The sequence below is a fragment of the Brevibacterium rongguiense genome (assembly GCF_009857845.1).
GTDB lineage: Bacteria > Actinomycetota > Actinomycetes > Actinomycetales > Brevibacteriaceae > Brevibacterium > Brevibacterium rongguiense.
The window spans coordinates 1-16,870 of record NZ_WWEQ01000018.1; the positions used below are offsets into that span (position 1 = coordinate 1).

The following is a 16,870-nucleotide window of genomic DNA, read 5'->3' on the forward strand; positions in this document are numbered from 1 at the left end:
GGTCGCGGTCGCGAGGGCGTCCAGCACGCGCTGCACGCAGGTGCCCCAGTCGAAGCGCTGGGCCGCCCGGTGCGCTGCGGCGCCCAGGCGCGCGCGCTCGGCTGGCCGGCGCAGCAGGCTCTCGAGCTCGCGGGCCCACGCCTCGGGCTCCGCCTGCGCGACCAGCCGGCCGGTGGTGCCGTCGTCCACGACGGAGACCAGCCCGCCCACCGCGGAGGCCAGCACGCAGGCGCCGGCGGCCTGCGCCTCGGCGGCGGCGAAGCCGAACGACTCGCTGCGCGAGGGCACGATGACGATGTCCGCGGCCCGGTACCAGTCGGCCAGGACGGGGGCCGGGACGGGCGCGCGGACGGTGAGCTGGCCGGCCACGCCCGTGGCCTGGGCGAGGCGCTCGAACGCGGCGGTGTCCGGGCCGCCGGAGCCGGCGCCGAGCATGTCGAGCTCGACCCGGGCGGCCAGCTGCGGGTCGCGCGCGCGCAGGCGGGCAAGCGCCTCGATCGCGAGGTCCGTGCCCTTGACGTGCTGCATCCGGCCCACGCACAGCACCATGAGGTCCGCATCGGCGCGGCCGATCGCGGTGCGCGCGGCCTGCACCGGGCCCGGGCGGAAGACTTCCCGGTCGACACCGGGCGGGGCGATGACGGTGCGGCGCCGCGCGGCGCCCAGCAGGCCCTCGAGATCGCGCGCCTCGGCCGCGGTGTTGGCGACGAGGAGGTCGGCCTCCCGGGCGAGCCGGGCCTCCGCGGCGAGCCGGCGCGCGGGCTCGCGGTGGCCGGCCGTGTCGCGCTCCTTCACCGCGGCCAGCGTGTGGAAGGACACGGCGAGTGGGGCGGGCGCGACTGTGCCGGGCCGGGCGGCCGTGCCAACCGCCACGGGCTGGGCACCGGGGGCGAGCGCTCGGGCCTCGAGGGCGGCGAGGCCGGATATCCAGTAGTGGGCCCACACGGCATCGCAGTCGCCGTAGGCGGGGTGCGCGGCCAGCTGGGCGACCAGTCGCGGCAGGTCGGCGGCCAGGGCCTCCTTGTCGCCGGCCGTCGAGGCCAGCCGGTGCAGGCGGATGCCCGGGCCCAGTTCGGCCGGGGCGGCCGCCCCGGCCGTCGCGGGATCGGCGGTGAAGACCTCGACGCGGTGGCCCATGGCGGCAAGGCGCCTGGACGTGGCCGCGGCGTAGACGTTCAGCCCGCCGGCATCGCCCTGGCCGGGCTGCGCCGCCGGCGAGGTGTGGAGGGAGAGCACCGCGATTCGCACGCCCCCGAGTCTACTGGCCGGGCACCGGGGCCGGCGAGGCCCGGCCCCGGGAGCGACGAGGCACGGCCTCGGGCGCGGCGGGGCCGACCCGCGCGACGAGCGCGCGAGGCCAGCAGGACGGGTGAGGCCCGGGCACTGCGAGCGCCCGGGCACCTCGACCACCCGGACACCTCGACCACCCGGACACCTCGATCGCACGGGCACAGTGGCCAGCCGGACACAGCGCCCAGCGGACCGGCCGTAGAGTGTCCCCATGCCCGCCCTGAAGCCCATCGGCACGATCACGCGCGGGACCACGAACCCCAACCGGTTGAGGCGCGTGGACCGCTATGCCGCCTTCCTCCTCGAGCCCGTGCTGCGCCGCGACTCGGACCGCCTGGTCGTGGACCTGGGCTACGGCGCCACGGGCGCCACCCCGGCGGAGATGCACGCACGGCTGCGGGCGGTGGGCCCGCGGGTGCGCACCCTGGGCCTGGAGATCGACCCGGCGCGCGTCGCGGCGGCCCAGCCCTGGGCGGGTGAGGGGCTGTCGTTTGCCCGCGGCGGGTTCGAGCTGCCCGTCCCGGACCCCCCGGTCCTCGTGCGCGCCTACAACGTGCTGCGCCAGTACGACGAGGCGCAGGTGCCGGGCGCATGGGCCCGCCTGACAGCGGGACTGGCGCCCGACGGCGCGCTCATCGAGGGCACGTGCGACGAGATCGGCCGGACGTGTGTCTTCGCGGTCCTGTCGGCCGGCGCAGCCCGGCCCGCGACGCTTACGATCAGCGTGAAGACGGACGTCATCGCCGCTCCCTCGCAGGTGGCCGACCGCCTGCCCAAGGCCCTCATCCACCGCAACGTGCCGGGTGAGCCCGTCCACGACTGGCTGGCCCAGCTCGACCGCGCATGGGCCTCGGCGGCCGGGATCGGCAGCCTCTCACCGCGCCAGCGGTGGCGGGCCATGTGCGCGGCGCTGCGCGCGGCCGGCGAGCCCGTCCTGCACGGCCCCGCCCGCTGGCGGCTGGGCGAGGTCACGGTGCCGTGGGAGCGCGTCGCCCCGCGCGGCTGACGGCGGCAGCGGCCCGCCAGCCGGGCGGCCGCCGGGCGGCTCAGTCGTTGAAGAATTCGGTGAGGATGCGGCGGACCTCGGAGCGGCCGCGCCACAGGATCGAACCCGGCGGCAGGATCTCCAGGCGCGCGGCGGGGAAGGCCGCGGCATAGGCGCGGGCGATCTCGACCGGGTGCGAGGGGTCGTCCTCGTGGGTGAGGACGAGCACCTCGCCCTCGAAGTCCGCCGCGGCACCGGGAGCGTCGACCGCGATCCGCTCCGCGAGGCCCACCCCGTCGGACATGTCCGTGTCGAAGAGGGCATCGACCTTCGCGCGCACCCAGGCGCGGGCAGGGGCCATGGTCTGCACCTCGGCGGGCTCGCGCGCGAGCAGCTCCGCGGCCAGCGCCTCGCGGTCACCAGACGCCAGCGCTTGCCGGATGCGCTGGGAGTAGTCGGCGTTGCGCGCGGCGAGCTGCGGGCCGAACCCGTCCCAGGAGGCGGGCAGCACGAAGGCGACGCGCTCGAGGCGGGCTGCCTCCGGGGCCCGTTCGGTGATGAGACGGGCAAGGCCGCCGGCGCTCATCGACACCCCCAGTGCCCGCGTGGCCCCGGTGTCGGCCAGCGCGCGGGACAGCTGCGCGACGATCGTCGCGTAGGTCCAGTCGGGCCCGGGCGAGGGCCGGCCGCCGTGGCCGCCCAGGTTGACGAGCACCCGGGTGCCCTCGATGCCCGAGGTGAAGGGGCGGGTATCGCGAATCGAGCCGGAGAACCCGTGGGCGAAGAGCGTGACGGGCTCGCCCGCGCCGAACGCGGCGGTGTAGCCGGTCTCGGGACCGGGCAGATTGCGGTCCGCGTGCGGGGCGGTGGGCTGGGACGAGCTCATGCGCACCACCCTAGTCGCGGGGCTCAGCGGCCCCGGAACTTCGGGTCGATGGAGCGCACCGCCTTGCGCACGTCGAGGAAGTACACGGCGGCCGCCACGAAGCCCAGGATCGAGACGAACATCGGCATGATCGACAGCGGCGGCATCGCGAGGAACCCCACGACTGCGGCGCCCCCGAGGATGCCGCACCAGCCGCCCTTCGTCAGCTTGCCGGCGGCGCGATAGGCCTCACCGGAGTAGCGCAGGGCGTCGATGAGCGCCACGAGCTCGAGCAGGAAGACACCCACCGTGATCGCGATGAAGAGGTAGCTCTGTGCCGTGCCGATGATCCCGAGTCCCGTGCCCATACCGGCGAGGCTATCAACGCAGCCTGCGTCCGGCCTGATCGCGGGGCCGCCGGCGGTGCGAGCGGGTGTCCGCGCGGGCAGACCGCCGCGCAGGGAAGGCGGCGGTGTGCGCAGGCAGCGGCGCCGGGGCCGCGGCGGCGGGGCTCACGGCAGGCCGAGCAGGCGCAGGAGCGCGCACGCGCCCATGGCGATGACGACGCACACGAGCATCGGCACCCGGCACACCGCTGCGACGATGCCCACGCCCACGCCGATCGGCCGGGCAGGGCCCACGAGCTCGTGGCCCTCGAAGAACATGTTCGACATCGCGACGGCGACGATGAGCACCACCGTCGCCCGGTCGATCCACACGCGCGCTGGTGCCGGGGCCGCCGCGTCGTCGGGCGAGCTCGCCTGGGCTCCGACCCGCACGCCGAGGCGCCGGATGAGGTACGTTCCGCCCGCCAGTCCGGCCAGCGAGAGCAGGAAGACCACCGGGCTCATCGCAGGCCCCCGTTCCCACCGCCCGCACGGCAGCCCGCCGACGCACCGTCCGAGGTGCGGGGGGAGCCGTCCGAGGCGCAGCGCGAGCCATCCGCGATGCGGGCGGAGCCGTCCGCTCCCGCGGGCTTGTCTGCGCCGCCCGGCGCAGGAGCGTCCGCCACCGCTGCCGCGGTCTTCGCGGCTGAGCCGCATGCACCGCCGGCGGCATCCGCACCGGCCCCCGCGTGGTGGCCTGCCGGTGTCGCCGACTGCTCGGACGCGCGCCGGGCCCGCCGGCTGCGCGCGGCGGTGAAGCCGGCCGCCGGGAGCAGGGCTGCGAGCGCGACCACCGCGCCCAGCCCCAGGGGCAGCACCGGGGTGGCGGCGAATGCGAGCAGCGCGCCGCCGGCGGCGGTGATGCCGAGGAACGGGCTGCGCATGTCCTGGACGACGAGGCAGAAGAGGATGACGGGGAACGCGGCGTCGAGGCCCAGGCGGTCCGCGTCGATGACCGCGCCCAGCAGCTGGCCGAGCGCCGCGCCGCCCACCCAGGCGGGGAACAGCAGGAGGGCCATGAGGACGAAGGCGTCCCACCGGCCCCGGCGCGTGGTGCCGGTGCGGGCCAGGGCGACGGTCTCGTCGTTGACGAGGTGGGCGCCCAGCCACCGCCGCCAGCCGCGGGGGGCGTACTCCCCCATGCTCATGCCGAACGCGAAGTTGCGGGTGTTAACGAGCAGGCCGCCGAGGACCGCGAGCACGGGAACGCCGCCGGCGGCGATGACGCCGACGAACGTGAGCTCGGCGGCGCCGCCCGTGGCAACCGCGGCGAGCAGCACCGTCTGCCAGAGGGGGAAGCCCGCGGACTGCGAGATGGCGCCGTAGGACAGGCCCACCGCCAGGATCGTGAGGAAGATGACGAGGCTCGCACGGAACTGGGCGGGGGTGATCGTCTCCGGCAGCCAACACGGCACCGTTCTCCATAGCGAGCGCATGTTTGCTATAGTGCACGGGCCGCACGTGTTCGTCAAGATGGACGAGCGTCCAATATAGTGGTCCGCATGGATGCGCCAGAGCAGCCCGGCACCCCGGTGCGCGGCACCGAGCGGCCGGCCGACGCCTCGGCGTCGGAGGAGCAGAAGCAGCGCATGGCCGCAGCCCTGCAGCGCGAGCGCGCGCGGCTGGGGCTGAGCCTCAGCGAGGCCGCCAAGCGGGCAGGGGTGAGCAAGTCGACCCTGTCGCAGCTGGAGTCCGGGACCGGCAACCCGAGCGTGGAGACCATGTGGGCGCTCGCGGCGGCCTACGACGTCCAGCTCTCCCAGCTGCTCGACCCGCCCCGCACCCGCATGTCGGTGGTGAGGTTCGCAGACCTCCCCCAGCTGCCGTCGTCCACCTCCCACTACGCCGCCGCCCTGCTGTCGGCGAGCCCGCCGGGCGCGCGCCGCGACGTCTACCTCATCACCGCCGAACCCGGGCCGCCGCGCGCCTCGGCACCCCACCCAGCGGGAACGGTCGAGCACGTGATCCTCGCGGCGGGGCGGGCGCGGCTCGTGTGCGACGGCGATGCGGAGACCATGGACGCCGGCGACTACCTGAGCTACCCGGGCGACACCCCGCACAGCTTCGAGGCGCTGACCGCGGGCACCATGGCCGTCTACGTCATCGACAGCTGAGCGCCGCGGTCCAGCCGCACGGCCGCCCCACCGAGGCGCCCGTGCACGGGGCGGGGCGCCGTCAGGCCCGAGCACCGGGTCTGACTCCCGGCATCAGGAGCGGGAAGGACCGGACTCCGAGGGCGGCCCTGTATGAGCAGATGGCCCAGCGCCATCGGATCGCCCGGCATCATCGGATCGCCCAGCCCCATCGGATGCCGCGCCCTCGGACGGCCCGGCACCATCGGATGCCCTCGCGCCCACGGCTGGCGAGCCACCCTCGCGCGCTCCCGCGTCGCCCAGCCCTGGCGCCTCGGCGGCGCCACCGGTCCCCGTCGCCTCGGCTCCGGTGCCCGGCCCCGTGGCTTCGGCCTCCCCGACCCGGACCAGCGGCATGGTCTCCGTGCGGGTGCGCACCACCGTGTGGCCCGATGCGGCGGCCTTCGGATTGTGCCCGCCGGGGACGAGCTCGGGCAGATAGGCCGATGCCGCGTCCTCGGTGAGGCCGCATGCCCCCAGCAGGTCGTTGGCGAGGGGGCGCAGGAGCAGCACGAGCGTCTCGTCCTGCAGGTCCACGAGGTCCGGGTTCTGCGGGCTGAGCGTGGCGGCGACTGCGCGCAGCTCCTCCTCGGCCGGGGTGCGCGACTCGCCGCGGCGCAACGCCCAGCGCAGGCGGTCGGCGCCGTCGCCCAGCCCCGCGAGCATCGCGCCCACCGCGGGCCGGTTGCGCCCGATCCGCGTGATGTCCACGATCCGCCGGCAGATGACGCGCACCAGGCGCATCGCGCGGTCGGCGTACTCGCAGGCCCGGGCCAGGCGGGTGACCTCGGCGGCGTAGCGGCGCGAGCGGGCGTTGATGCGCGCGGCCTCCTCGGAGATGCGCAGGGAGGAGCGCCACGAGTCGATCATGTCCTGGGTGTCCCGGGCCCGCTCGAGGGTGCGCTTGGCGAGTTCCTGATCGCTCGTGCGCAGCGCCCTGCCGCTGGCATGGAGCAGCTCGGCGATCTCCTGGAGGAGGTTCGCCGCCCGGTCGCGTGGCACCTTGCGCGCATCATTGGGCACGAGCAGCGCCATGAGGATGGCCACGAGGGCGCCCACGAGCGCGTCCACGGTCCTGTCGAACGGGTGCGCGCCCACCTGGACGGGCACGGTGATGACGTAGATGGACTGGATCGCGATCTGGGTGATGAAGATGCCGCCGGAGTTGACCATGGTGCCGATGACGAGGCCGATGAACATGACGACGGCGATCTGCCAGATGCCGGGGCCGAAGATCTGGAAGAAGAACTCCCCCACGAGCACGCCCAGAGTGGCGCCCAGGCCGATCTCGAGGGCGCGCCGGAGCCTGCGGTCGGCCACGACGCCCGTTCCCACGGCGGCGGCCACGGCGGCGAGGAAGGGATAGCTGTGGCCCAGGACGAGCTTGCAGAACGTGTAGGCGAGCGTCGCGCCGATCGTCACCTGGAGCAGCTGGGACATGTTCGCCCGGATCCGCCGCCCGCCCACGCGGGCCCGGTTGAGGACCATGCGCCCGGCGCGCGTCAGGGGGTGGGGCCGCTTGCGGGCCGGGGCCTCCGAGGCGCTCGCCGGGGCGGGCCCGGCCGTCGGCCGGGGCGCGCGCCCCGCTGACCGCCCGGGGCCCGAGGCGGCACCGGCGGCCGTGCTGCCCGCCGCGTCCGTGTCCGCCATGTCCGCCCTCCGCCGTGCTGGTCCTGTCCGGCGTGAGTCTAGCCGCCGCCGCTGACAGGGCCCTGCGCGCGGCACCCGGTGCGGCACGGCACGGCCCGGGCCGGTGAGCTGATCGTTTACTGAGGTTCGCCTATCTCCCCATGCCCGTGTCAGCGGTCTGTGTCATGCTGGTCGGGCTGCCCAGGAGGATGAATGACGACCAATCTCACCCGGAGCGAGGCCCGCACCCGCTCCGACCTGCTCACCGTGGACCGCTACGAGGTCGACCTCGATATCAGCGGTGCGGAGGACCCGCAGGAGCGCACGTTCCGCTCGACCTCGACGGTCGTCTTCGAGGCGGCGGCCGCCGCCCCCACGTTCATCGACATCATCGCGGACTCCGTGTCCGCCATCGACGTCAACGGCGGCGCACTCGACCCGGAGCGCGCGTTCGACGGGGCGCGCGTGCGCTTCGAGTCCCAGGCCGGGCGCAATACGGTGACCATCACCGCGCGGTGCGCCTACTCCCGCAGCGGCGAGGGGATGCACCGCTTCTTCGACCCGGCCGACGACCGGGTCTACCTCTACACCCAGTACGAGCCCACGGATGCGCGCCGCGTCTTCGCGAACTTCGACCAGCCCGACCTCAAGGCGAACTTCCAGTTCACCGTGACCGCGCCGGAGAGCTTCGTCGTGCTCACCAACACGGAGCCCGCCGAGCAGGCCACCACCGACTCCGGTGCGGTGGAGCGCCGCTTCGCCGCGACGAAGCGGCAGTCGAGCTACATCACGTGCGTGTGCGCGGGCCACTACGCTCAGGCCCACGACGAGTACGTCGACGAGCACACCGGGCAGCGCATCCCCCTGGGCATGTACGCGCGGCAGTCGCTGGCCGAGCACATGGAGTCCGAGTCCGTCTTCGCCATCACCAAGCAGGGCCTCGACTTCTTCCACGCGAGCTTCGACTTCCCCTACCCGTGGGGCAAGTACGACCAGATCTTCGTCCCGGAGTACAACCTGGGCGCGATGGAGAACCCCGGTCTCGTGACGTTCTCCGACACGTACCTCCACCGCGACGCCGTGACCCGCTCGGAGTACGAGCAGCGGGCGGAGGTCATCCTCCACGAGATGACGCACATGTGGTTCGGCGACCTCGTGACGATGAAGTGGTGGGACGACCTGTGGCTCAAGGAGTCGTTCGCCGACTACATGGCCACGCTCGCGCTGACGAACGCCACCGAGTTCTCCGACGGCTGGACGACGTTCGCGCTGCGGCGCAAGGACTGGGCCTACCGGCAGGACCAGTACCCCACGACGCACCCGATCGTCGCCGACATCCCGGACGTCGAGGCCGCGCGCCTGAACTTTGACGGGATCACCTACGCCAAGGGCGCGGCGGTGCTCAAGCAGCTCGTGGCCTTCGTGGGCCTCGAGGCGTTCCTCGAGGGAGCGCGCGCCTACTTCCGCGCCCACGCCTATTCCGCCACCACCCTCGAGGACTTCCTCACCGCGCTCGAGGCCGCCGCTCCGGGCCGCGACGTCCACTCGTGGGCGGCGGCCTGGCTCCAGACCACGGGCATGTCCGAGCTTTCGCTCTCCGTCGAAGCCGCCGAGGGGCGGGTCGCCTCGGCGACGCTGCGCCAGCGCAACTCCGATGCCGGCGCCGAGGGCCCGGGCACCGTGCGGCCGCACGCCGTGCGCCTCGCCGCCTTCGAGCGCCACTCGGGCGGCGACCGCCGCGGCAGCTCGCGCCTCGTGCCCGCGGGCTCCTGGGCGCTGGAGCTGCGGGCTCCCGAGGAGCGCATCGACGTCCTCGACGGCGCTACGAGCCCGGATCTGCTGCTGCTCAACTACGGCGACGACGACTATGCGAAGGTGCGCCTGGACGAGCGCTCGACGCGCACCGCCCTGCGCTCCGTCACGCGGCTGGGCGACCCCATGGACCGCGCGGTCGTGTGGTCGGCGCTCAACAACGCGATGCGCGATGGCCTGCTGCCGGTGCGCGACTGGCTGGGCGCGTACTGCCGCTCGCTCGGGCGCGAGGAGCACGCCGGCATCGCGGTGACGCTGCGCAACCAGATGCTCACCGCGCTCGACCGCTGGACCGCGGCGCGCGAGCACGACGCCGCGCTCTCCGACGTGCTGGGGGCGGCACTCGATGCGCTGTCGACCGCCTCGCCGCACACGGACAACCAGCTCGACCTCGTGGAGACGGTGCTCGCGCTCGTGCGGCGAACTGCCGCCTCGGAGTATGTGACCCCGGCTGTGACGGCCGCGCGGGCGTGGGCGACGAACCTTCTGCAGGTGCCGGCCGGCGAGACGTTCGACGACGAGGTCATCGACCTCACCGTCGACCGCGCGCTGCGCTGGAAGGCGCTCATCGCACTCGTGGCACTCGGCTGGGCGGACTACGACGACATCGAGGCCGAGGCCACCGCGGACCGGACGGGCACCGGCGGGTTGCGCGCGCGCACCGCCCGCGCGGCCCGCCCCCTGCCGATTGTGAAGATGCGCGCCTGGACCGCCGCCACGGCCGATGAGACGCTGAGCAACGACGCGATCTCCGCCACGATCGCGGGCTTCACGACCCCCGCGGGCCTGCCCCTGACGGAGCCGTACGTGGAGACCTACTTCGACGAGCTGGCCGGGTACTGGACCGGCCGGTCCATGGAGATCGCCAAGCGCATCATCGTGGGGCTCTACCCCTCATGGTCGCTGCGCGGGGACCGCGTGCTCGAGCTCACCGATGCGTGGCTCTCCGAGCACGCGGACGCGCCTGCGGCCCAGCGCCGGCTGCTGCTCGAGCAGCGCGACGAGCTCGCGCGCTCCCTGCGCCTGCGCGCGGCGGGCGAGCGGAGCCACCGGCACTGAGGCCAGGGAGCGGGGCGGCCGCGGCACGCCCCGCGAACGGCCGAGCCGCGGTGGCCGGGGCGCCGCGCTCCGATCGCCGCGTGCGCGCCTCGGCTCCCGCTCCGGAGCCTCAGCCCCTGAGCTCCCCGGCGAGCAGCTCGAGCGTGCGCACCCGGGCCTGCGCGCGCTCGTAGGGCTCGTCCGGGTAGGCACCGGCGACCGGGTGGATCATGACCTCGTCCACCTGGAAGCGGTGCGCCGTCTGCCGGATCTGCTCCGCGGCCGCCGCGGCGTCGCCGATCACCCACGAGTCGCGCAGCGCGTCCGCCACGCGGCGGTGGCCATCCGTCATCTTCGCCGCGACATCGTCGCCGGCCAGCGGCACCGAGGTCATGGGCGCACCCACCCGCAGGTTGGCCATCGAGTACAGGTACGGCTCGGCAAGGGCATCGGCCTCGCGCTGCGTGTCCGCGACGACCGCGTTGAGCGTGAGGAACGTCCTGGGCTCGGAGCCGAACTGGCTGGGCCGGAACGATTCGCGGTAGAGGTTGAGCGCCGCCTCGGTGCCGCGCCCGGCGAAGTGGTGGGCGAAGACGTAGGGCAGGCCAAGCGCGGCCGCGAGCTGCGCGGAGTAGCCGCTCGAGCCCAGCAGCCAGACCTGCGGTGCGACGCGAAGGCTGGGCGTCGCGCGCAGGACGTGCTCCTTGCCGCCGTGCAGCGGGACGCTGGCGCCGTCGGGGCCCAGGAGGGCCAGGATGTCCATGATGTGCTGGGGGAACTGCTCGACGGGATCGATGCGATTGCCCTCGGCATCGACCATGTGCCCGTCGCCCAGGTGGCCGCGCATGGCCGCCGAGGTGATGGGGTCGGTGCCCGGCGCGCGCCCGATGCCCAGGTCGATGCGGTCGCCGTAGACCGCGGCCAGCAGCGAGAACTGCTCGGCGACGGCCAAGGGAGCGTGATTGGGCAGCATCACGCCGCCCGAGCCCAGGCGGATGCGCTCAGTGCCCTGGCCCAGGTACATGAGCTCGACGCCCGGGGTGGTCGAGGCGACGGAGGGCATGTTGTGGTGCTCGGCGACCCAGTAGCGGGTGAACCCCAGGGCGTCCGCGCGGGCCACGAGCTCCCGCGAGGCGGCGAGCGCCTGGCCGGTTGTCTGCTCGCCGCGCACGGGGATGAGGTCGAGGACGGAGAGTGCGATTTCAGTGCTCATGCCGGGTCAACAACCGGTGCGCGGAGCGCATTCCGGCGGGCGCACCGCCGTCCTGCACCCGGCTTGCCACACAGTGAGACGCCATTCCGGATAATGGACCGCCGGTTTAGGGTGCCCCTATGAGCGCTCCCTCCACACCCCAGCAGAAGGCCGAGGCCGAAACCGCCAGCGCCGCCCGCAGCGCGCGCATCGCCGTGACGATCTTCCCGATCCTCGTCATCCTCGGCGGGATCGTGGGCGTCGCGATGTCCGGCACGCTCAAGCCCCTGGCCCCGAGCGTGCCGTGGGGCCTGGGCGTCATCATGTTCCTCATGGGCATCACGCTCACGCTGGGCGACTTCACCCGCATCGCGAAGCGGCCGTGGGTGGTGCTGCTGGGCACCGTCGCCCAGTTCGTCATCATGCCGCTGGCGGGCTGAGCGATCGCGAAGGTCCTGGGCCTGTCCCCGGAGCTGGCGGCCGGCGTCATCCTCGTGGGCTGCGCGCCGGGCGGCACGGCGTCCAATGTCGTGACCTACCTGGCCAAGGGCGATGTGGCGCTGTCCGTCTCCGTCACGACGGTCTCGACGCTGCTGGCCCCGCTGCTCACACCCCTGCTCACCCTGTGGCTCGCCGGCCAGTACATGAATGTGAGCGCGAGCGCGATGATGCTCTCGATCGTGCAGACGGTGCTCGTGCCCGTCGTGGCCGGCATCATCGTGCGGGCGTTCTTCTCCAGGCTCGTGGATTACCTCAACCCGATTCTGCCGTGGCTGTCGGCGCTGGCGATCTCCTACATCGTCGCCGTGGTCGTCGCGGGCTCCGCGGGCAAGCTGCTCTCCGCGGGCGCGATCGTGCTGCTGGCGGTCATCCTCCACAACTGCATCGGCCTGTCGCTGGGCTACGGGGCCGCGAAGGTCACCGGCCTCAACGCGGCCGAGCGCCGCGCCCTGTCGTTCGAGGTGGGCCTGCAGAACTCCGGACTGGCCGCCTCGCTGGCGACGAGCTACTTCTCACCGCTGGCCGCCCTGCCCGGCGCCGTCTTCTCCGTGTGGCACAACGTCTCCGGCGCGGTGCTCGCGGCGTTCTTCGCCCGCCGCCCGCTCAAGGACTGAGGCGAGCCGCCCGTCACCGCCCGCACTGCACCGGCGCGGGCCGCCGAGGCCCCAGCCGACTCCGGCCCCACCTGGGCGGTTGCCCCCTGGGTCCGGCCGGGCTACGGCCCCACGCGAACGGCGGCCGCCCGGAAGAACCGGACGGCCGCCGTGTGGCGCGCGGCCCCGCGGGCCGCTGCGGGGCCTCAGCCCTTGAGCGCCTCGTCGAATGCCTCTTCGATGACGTCGAAGGCCTCGTTCAGCAGCTCGTCGCCGATGCTCAGCGGCGGCAGGAAGCGCAGCACGTTGTGGTACGTGCCGGTGACGAGCACGATCACGGCGTTCTTCGCGCAGTACTTCGCCACGGCGTCGGCGAGCTCGGAGTTCGGCTCGGTGGAGTCGGCCTTGATGAGCTCGACGGCCTGCATGGCACCGCGGCCACGCACATCGCCGATCTCCGGGTGCTGCGAGGCGATCTTCGCGACGCGGTCCTGGATGATCTCGCCGATCTGCTGGGCGCGCTCGAGCAGCCCGTCCTTCTCATAGGCCTCGATGGCCCCCACGGCCGCGGCAACCGCGGCGGGGTTGCCGCCGTAGGTGCCACCCAGGCCGCCGCCGTGGACGGAGTCCATGATCTCGGCGCGCCCGGTGACGGCCGACAGCGGCAGGCCGCCGGCGATGCCCTTGGCGGTCGTGATGAGGTCGGGGACGATGCCCTCCCACTCGCTGGCGAACATCTTGCCCGTGCGGCCGAACCCGGCCTGCACCTCGTCGGCGATGAAGACGATCCCGTTCTTCTTCGCGTAGTCGACCATGGCCGGCAGGAAGCCCTCGGCCGGGACGATGAAGCCGCCCTCACCCTGGATGGGCTCGATGACGATGGCCGCGACCTCGTCGGCGCCGATCTGCTTGTCGATGATGTTGATGGCGCGCGCCGCGGCGTCCTCACCGGAGAGCTTGGTGCCCGCGGCCATGTTGTCGCGGTACGGGTAGGACATGGGGACGCGGTAGACCTCGCCGGCGAAGGGGCCGAAGCCCTTCTTGTACGGGGCCACCTTGGCCGTCATGGCCATCGTGAGGTTCGTGCGGCCGTGGTAGGCGTGGTCGAAGACGACGACCGCGTTGCGCTTCGTGTACGAGCGCGCGATCTTCACGGCGTTCTCCACCGCCTCCGCGCCGGAGTTGAGCAGCACGGAGCGCTTCTCGTGGTCGCCGGGGGTCAGCCGGTTGAGCGATTCGGCCACGGAGACGTAGTTCTCGTACGGGCTGACCATGAAGCACGTGTGGGTGAAGGCGTCGAGCTGCTCCTTGGCCTGCTCGACGACGCGGGGATTGGCGTTGCCCACGGTCGTGACGGCGATGCCGGAGCCCAGGTCGATGTGCTGGTTGCCGTCGATGTCCTTGAGCACGCCCCCGCCGGCGGCGACGATGTACGACGGGTGCGAGGACCCCACGCCCCCTGCGACGGCCTTCTTGCGGCGGGCCTCGATCTCCTGCGACTTGGGCCCCGGGATCTCGGTGGCGATCTTGCGTTCCTGCGGCAGCTCGGGGCCGCCCTTCTCCAGTGTGCTCATGCGCCCCAGCCTAGTCCTCAGCCCGGACCCCCGCACTGAGCGTCCGTTCGATGGCCGGAGCACGACCGGGGCCTATGCGAAGACCTCCGCCAGCGCCTCGGCGACCCGGGCCACGGCCGGCTGCTCGGCGGCCTGCGGCCGGGTCATGACGACAATGCGCCGGCCCCCGCACGCACTGCCGGGCACGATTCCCACGGTGGGCGGCGCCAACGACATCATGATGGGCGTCGCAAGGCTCACCCCCATGCCCTCGCCCACCATGGCGAGCGTGACCGCGGAGTCCGTGACGATGTGCGCCTCCCGCGGAGCGATGCCCAGCTCGGCGATGCCGAACCGCACGGCCCGCCCGAACGTCGAGGTGTTCGGCGGCAGGATCCACAGCTGGGCGGCGAGGTCCGCGACGCTCGCGCCGGCGGGCCGGTCGAGGGCGCTGGCTGCCGGGCCGGCCGCACCGCCGTCACGGGTCCGCCCGCGGCCGAGGCACGGGTCGGCTTCGCGCTCCGGCCCTGGTCCCGGGGCACGGGGGGCCGCCCCGGGGGGCCCCGGGCCTCCCGATACCCGGTCTGCCGGCTCGCCGGCTTCCCCGTGCGCGCGTGCTGCGCCGTGTCCGCCCGCCGCCAGTCGACCGGGGCGTGTCCGCTTGCCGACATCTGCCGGCGCGTGGGCATCGTCCTGCCCGTTTGCTCCCCCCGGCCCGTTCGCCTGTGCCGGGGGGCCCTCGAATCTGGTTGGCTGCGCCCAGGCACCCTCCGCGCTGGCCGCCCCCGGCTCCGGATCCGCGCCCGGCCCCGGGTCCGCCCGGGCTACGACGTGGAACCGCTCCTCGCACACGGTGCGCATGACGACGCCCCGCTGCGGTGCGAGCGGCGAGGACGGGTAGTCGACCCCGATGCCCAGGTCGATGCGCCCGGTGAGCACCGCCTCCTGCATGTGCTCGACGTCGACCTCGCGGGCGCGCAGATCGATGCCGGCGGCGGCGATGAGGGAGTGGGCGCGGGCGAAGGCGACGACGGAGGCGGAGCCGAAGACCCCGAGCGTCACCTGGCTGCGCCCGCCGAGCGCTCCCCCGGCCACCGCCTCGGCGGCCCGGGACTCCGCCGCGATGATCGCCTGGGCGCGCGGCAGGAGGGCGCGCCCCGCCTCGGTCAGGACGAGCCGCCGGCCCGCCGGCGCCAGGAGCGGGACGCGGACCACGCGCTGGAGCGCGCTCATGTGCTGACTGACCGCGCCAGTCGTGTAGCCCAGGCGGCGGGCTGCCGCGGTCATGGTGCCGAGCTCTGCGACGGCGGCGAACGTGCGCAACTGGCCGAGGGTCCATGCCATCGTGCGGCTCACGGTCGACACCCCTCCCGATCCGCGGCAGGCATCCTGGGCTCGCCCCGTCCGGCCGGAGCGAGCCCCGGTTTGCGACAACGAGACAATGACCAGGAACGACAGCGTTCGAGTGACGCAGAACACCCACATATTCGCTGACCGGAGCTGACCATATCTTCAGCATAGCTAAACGCGCGTGTCATGGCTTGTCGATTGACCGGGCAGCCCTGCCGGACCGACGATCGAGGCAGTGTCAACGACGACACCGCGCACCGCAGCCGCCTCCGAGCCGGCCCCGCGGGCGCATCGACCGCCCCGGCAGGGGCGCGCCCCACGGGGCGCAGGAAGGGACGGCACGCATGGTGCAGGCACCCCCGACGGCCAGCGTCGTCATCATCGGCGGCGGCATCATGGGCACGGCCGCCGCCTACGAGCTCGCCAAGGCCGGCGTCGAGGACGTCGTCGTCGTCGAGCGCTCCGACCTGGGCTCCGGCTCCACGTGCAAGGCCGCCGGCGGTCTGCGCAGCCAGTTCTCCGATGAGGTCAACATCGCCCTGGGGGCGCGCAGCCTCGAGACGTTCCGCCGCTTCCGGGAGGACTTCGACCAAGACCTCGACCTCGTGACCAGCGGCTACCTCTTCCTCATCGACAACGACGCGGATGCCGCCGCCTTCGAGGCCAACGTCGCACTGCAGCGCTCGCTGGGCCAGAACTCGCGCATGCTCACCGTCGCAGAAGCCCACGACCTCTCCCCCGTCATCAGCACCGACGGCCTCGTGGCCGCCGCCTTCAACCCGGACGATGCGCACTGCACCCCCGAGGCGGCGGTCGCGGGATTCGCCCGGGCGGCCCGCCGCCTGGGAGTCACGTTCCTCACCCACACCGAGGTGACGGGGATCGACGTCGCGGGCGGCACCATCGCCGGCGTGCAGACGAGTGCCGGGCCGATCGCGGCCCCGACCGTCGTCTGCGCCGCCGGTGCGTGGTCGAAGGCCGTGGGACAGATGGCCGGGGTCGACCTGCCCGTCACCCCGCTGCGCCGCCAAATCATGGTGACCGAGCCGGTCGCCTTCGATGCGCGCCGCCTGCCGTTCACCATCGACTTCACCACCTCCTTCTACTTCCACTCCGAGGGCGACGGCCTGCTGCTGGGCGCCCCGGAGCAGGAGGACCTCTACGACTTCGACCTGCACACCGATCCGCGCTGGCTCGACCGGCTCTGCGACCTCATCGCACTGCGGGCGCCCGGCCTGGAGGACGTCTCCGTGCGCAAGGGCTGGGCCGGCCTCTACGAGCTGACCCCGGACCACAACGCGCTCATCGGGCGGGCCGCGGACGTCCCCGGCTTCATCTACGCGTGCGGGTTCTCCGGCCACGGCTTCCTCCAGGGGCCGGCGGTGGGCGAGGTGGTGCGCGACCTCTACCTGGACCGGACGCCTTTCGTCGACATCGGGGGCATGGGCGTCGAGCGCTTCGCCGCCGATGCCCTGCGCACCGAGCTCAACTTCGTGTAGCCGCGAGGCTGCCGCTCGCCACCGACCATCCATCACAGCACCCGA

At 73.6% G+C, this 16,870-nt stretch carries 13 protein-coding genes and 1 pseudogene; 5 read left to right on the forward strand and 9 right to left on the reverse strand.

Features of this window, described 5'->3' with window-relative positions; genetic code table 11:
* Nucleotides 1-1,248 (reverse strand): glycosyltransferase (locus tag GSY69_RS05805; protein WP_160952933.1); only part of this gene is annotated, 1,248 nt, incomplete at its 3' end.
* A gap of 253 nt (nucleotides 1,249-1,501) precedes the next feature.
* Here GSY69_RS05805 and GSY69_RS05810 point away from each other — a divergent pair.
* A complete protein-coding gene (locus tag GSY69_RS05810; protein WP_160952934.1) occupies nucleotides 1,502-2,296 on the forward strand; it encodes a class I SAM-dependent methyltransferase in 795 nt (264 codons plus the stop codon).
* Between the two features lie 40 nt (nucleotides 2,297-2,336).
* Here GSY69_RS05810 and GSY69_RS05815 read toward each other — a convergent pair whose 3' ends face one another.
* From GSY69_RS05815 to GSY69_RS05830, 4 genes are all read right to left on the reverse strand, one after another.
* A complete protein-coding gene (locus GSY69_RS05815) occupies nucleotides 2,337-3,161 on the reverse strand; it encodes an alpha/beta fold hydrolase (RefSeq protein ID WP_202410854.1) in 825 nt (274 codons plus the stop codon).
* A 23-nt stretch (nucleotides 3,162-3,184) separates the two neighbouring features.
* Nucleotides 3,185-3,508: a DUF2516 family protein gene (locus GSY69_RS05820; RefSeq protein WP_160952936.1), complete on the reverse strand. Its 324-nt coding sequence runs from the start codon at nucleotides 3,506-3,508 to the stop codon at nucleotides 3,185-3,187.
* Between the two features lie 144 nt (nucleotides 3,509-3,652).
* Nucleotides 3,653-3,991: an AzlD domain-containing protein gene (locus GSY69_RS05825; protein WP_160952937.1), complete on the reverse strand. Its 339-nt coding sequence runs from the start codon at nucleotides 3,989-3,991 to the stop codon at nucleotides 3,653-3,655.
* Nucleotides 3,988-4,941, reverse strand: coding sequence for an AzlC family ABC transporter permease (locus GSY69_RS05830; RefSeq protein ID WP_202410855.1), 954 nt, complete (start codon nucleotides 4,939-4,941; stop codon nucleotides 3,988-3,990). The genes GSY69_RS05825 and GSY69_RS05830 overlap by 4 nt, the downstream gene beginning before the upstream one ends.
* 87 nt (nucleotides 4,942-5,028) lie before the next feature.
* Here GSY69_RS05830 and GSY69_RS05835 point away from each other — a divergent pair, with 87 nt between their 5' ends.
* Nucleotides 5,029-5,640, forward strand: a complete 612-nt coding sequence (locus GSY69_RS05835) for a helix-turn-helix domain-containing protein (protein ID WP_202410856.1) — start codon at nucleotides 5,029-5,031, stop codon at nucleotides 5,638-5,640.
* A 93-nt stretch (nucleotides 5,641-5,733) separates the two neighbouring features.
* Here the strand turns inward: GSY69_RS05835 and GSY69_RS05840 are convergent, their stop codons facing one another.
* Complete coding sequence (locus GSY69_RS05840) at nucleotides 5,734-7,308, reverse strand: FUSC family protein (protein ID WP_235936325.1); 1,575 nt, start codon at nucleotides 7,306-7,308, stop codon at nucleotides 5,734-5,736.
* 192 nt (nucleotides 7,309-7,500) lie between these two features.
* Between GSY69_RS05840 and pepN the strand changes: the two genes are divergently transcribed.
* On the forward strand, nucleotides 7,501-10,158 hold the full coding sequence (gene pepN, locus GSY69_RS05845; protein WP_160952939.1) for an aminopeptidase N: 2,658 nt from the start codon (nucleotides 7,501-7,503) through the stop codon (nucleotides 10,156-10,158).
* A 109-nt stretch (nucleotides 10,159-10,267) separates the two neighbouring features.
* Here the strand turns inward: pepN and GSY69_RS05850 are convergent, their stop codons facing one another.
* Complete coding sequence (locus GSY69_RS05850) at nucleotides 10,268-11,350, reverse strand: LLM class flavin-dependent oxidoreductase (protein WP_202410857.1); 1,083 nt, start codon at nucleotides 11,348-11,350, stop codon at nucleotides 10,268-10,270.
* A 119-nt stretch (nucleotides 11,351-11,469) separates the two neighbouring features.
* Here GSY69_RS05850 and GSY69_RS05855 point away from each other — a divergent pair.
* Nucleotides 11,470-12,444 (forward strand): annotated as a pseudogene (locus GSY69_RS05855) (bile acid:sodium symporter family protein).
* A gap of 185 nt (nucleotides 12,445-12,629) precedes the next feature.
* Here GSY69_RS05855 and gabT read toward each other — a convergent pair.
* Nucleotides 12,630-13,997 carry a 4-aminobutyrate--2-oxoglutarate transaminase gene (gabT, locus tag GSY69_RS05860; protein ID WP_160952940.1) on the reverse strand — a complete coding sequence of 456 codons (1,368 nt, stop codon included), beginning with the start codon at nucleotides 13,995-13,997 and terminating at the stop codon, nucleotides 12,630-12,632.
* Nucleotides 13,998-14,069: 72 nt separating this feature from the next.
* Entirely contained in the window at nucleotides 14,070-15,320 is a 1,251-nt protein-coding gene (locus tag GSY69_RS05865; protein WP_235936326.1) for a LysR family transcriptional regulator, read from the reverse strand.
* Between the two features lie 350 nt (nucleotides 15,321-15,670).
* Between GSY69_RS05865 and GSY69_RS05870 the strand changes: the two genes are divergently transcribed.
* Entirely contained in the window at nucleotides 15,671-16,825 is a 1,155-nt protein-coding gene (locus tag GSY69_RS05870; RefSeq protein ID WP_160952942.1) for an NAD(P)/FAD-dependent oxidoreductase, read from the forward strand.
* Nucleotides 16,826-16,870: the final 45 nt, after the last annotated feature.

Coding starts and splice junctions, on each gene's coding strand:
- GSY69_RS05810 (WP_160952934.1), top strand. CDS start 1,502: ATGCCCGCCCTGAAGCCCATCGGCACGATCACGCGCGGGACCACGAAC.
- GSY69_RS05815 (WP_202410854.1), bottom strand. CDS start 3,161: ATGAGCTCGTCCCAGCCCACCGCCCCGCACGCGGACCGCAATCTGCCC.
- GSY69_RS05820 (WP_160952936.1), bottom strand. CDS start 3,508: ATGGGCACGGGACTCGGGATCATCGGCACGGCACAGAGCTACCTCTTC.
- GSY69_RS05825 (WP_160952937.1), bottom strand. CDS start 3,991: ATGAGCCCGGTGGTCTTCCTGCTCTCGCTGGCCGGACTGGCGGGCGGA.
- GSY69_RS05835 (WP_202410856.1), top strand. CDS start 5,029: ATGGATGCGCCAGAGCAGCCCGGCACCCCGGTGCGCGGCACCGAGCGG.
- GSY69_RS05840 (WP_235936325.1), bottom strand. CDS start 7,308: ATGGCGGACACGGACGCGGCGGGCAGCACGGCCGCCGGTGCCGCCTCG.
- pepN (WP_160952939.1), top strand. CDS start 7,501: ATGACGACCAATCTCACCCGGAGCGAGGCCCGCACCCGCTCCGACCTG.
- GSY69_RS05850 (WP_202410857.1), bottom strand. CDS start 11,350: ATGAGCACTGAAATCGCACTCTCCGTCCTCGACCTCATCCCCGTGCGC.
- gabT (WP_160952940.1), bottom strand. CDS start 13,997: ATGAGCACACTGGAGAAGGGCGGCCCCGAGCTGCCGCAGGAACGCAAG.
- GSY69_RS05865 (WP_235936326.1), bottom strand. CDS start 15,320: ATGGCATGGACCCTCGGCCAGTTGCGCACGTTCGCCGCCGTCGCAGAG.
- GSY69_RS05870 (WP_160952942.1), top strand. CDS start 15,671: ATGGTGCAGGCACCCCCGACGGCCAGCGTCGTCATCATCGGCGGCGGC.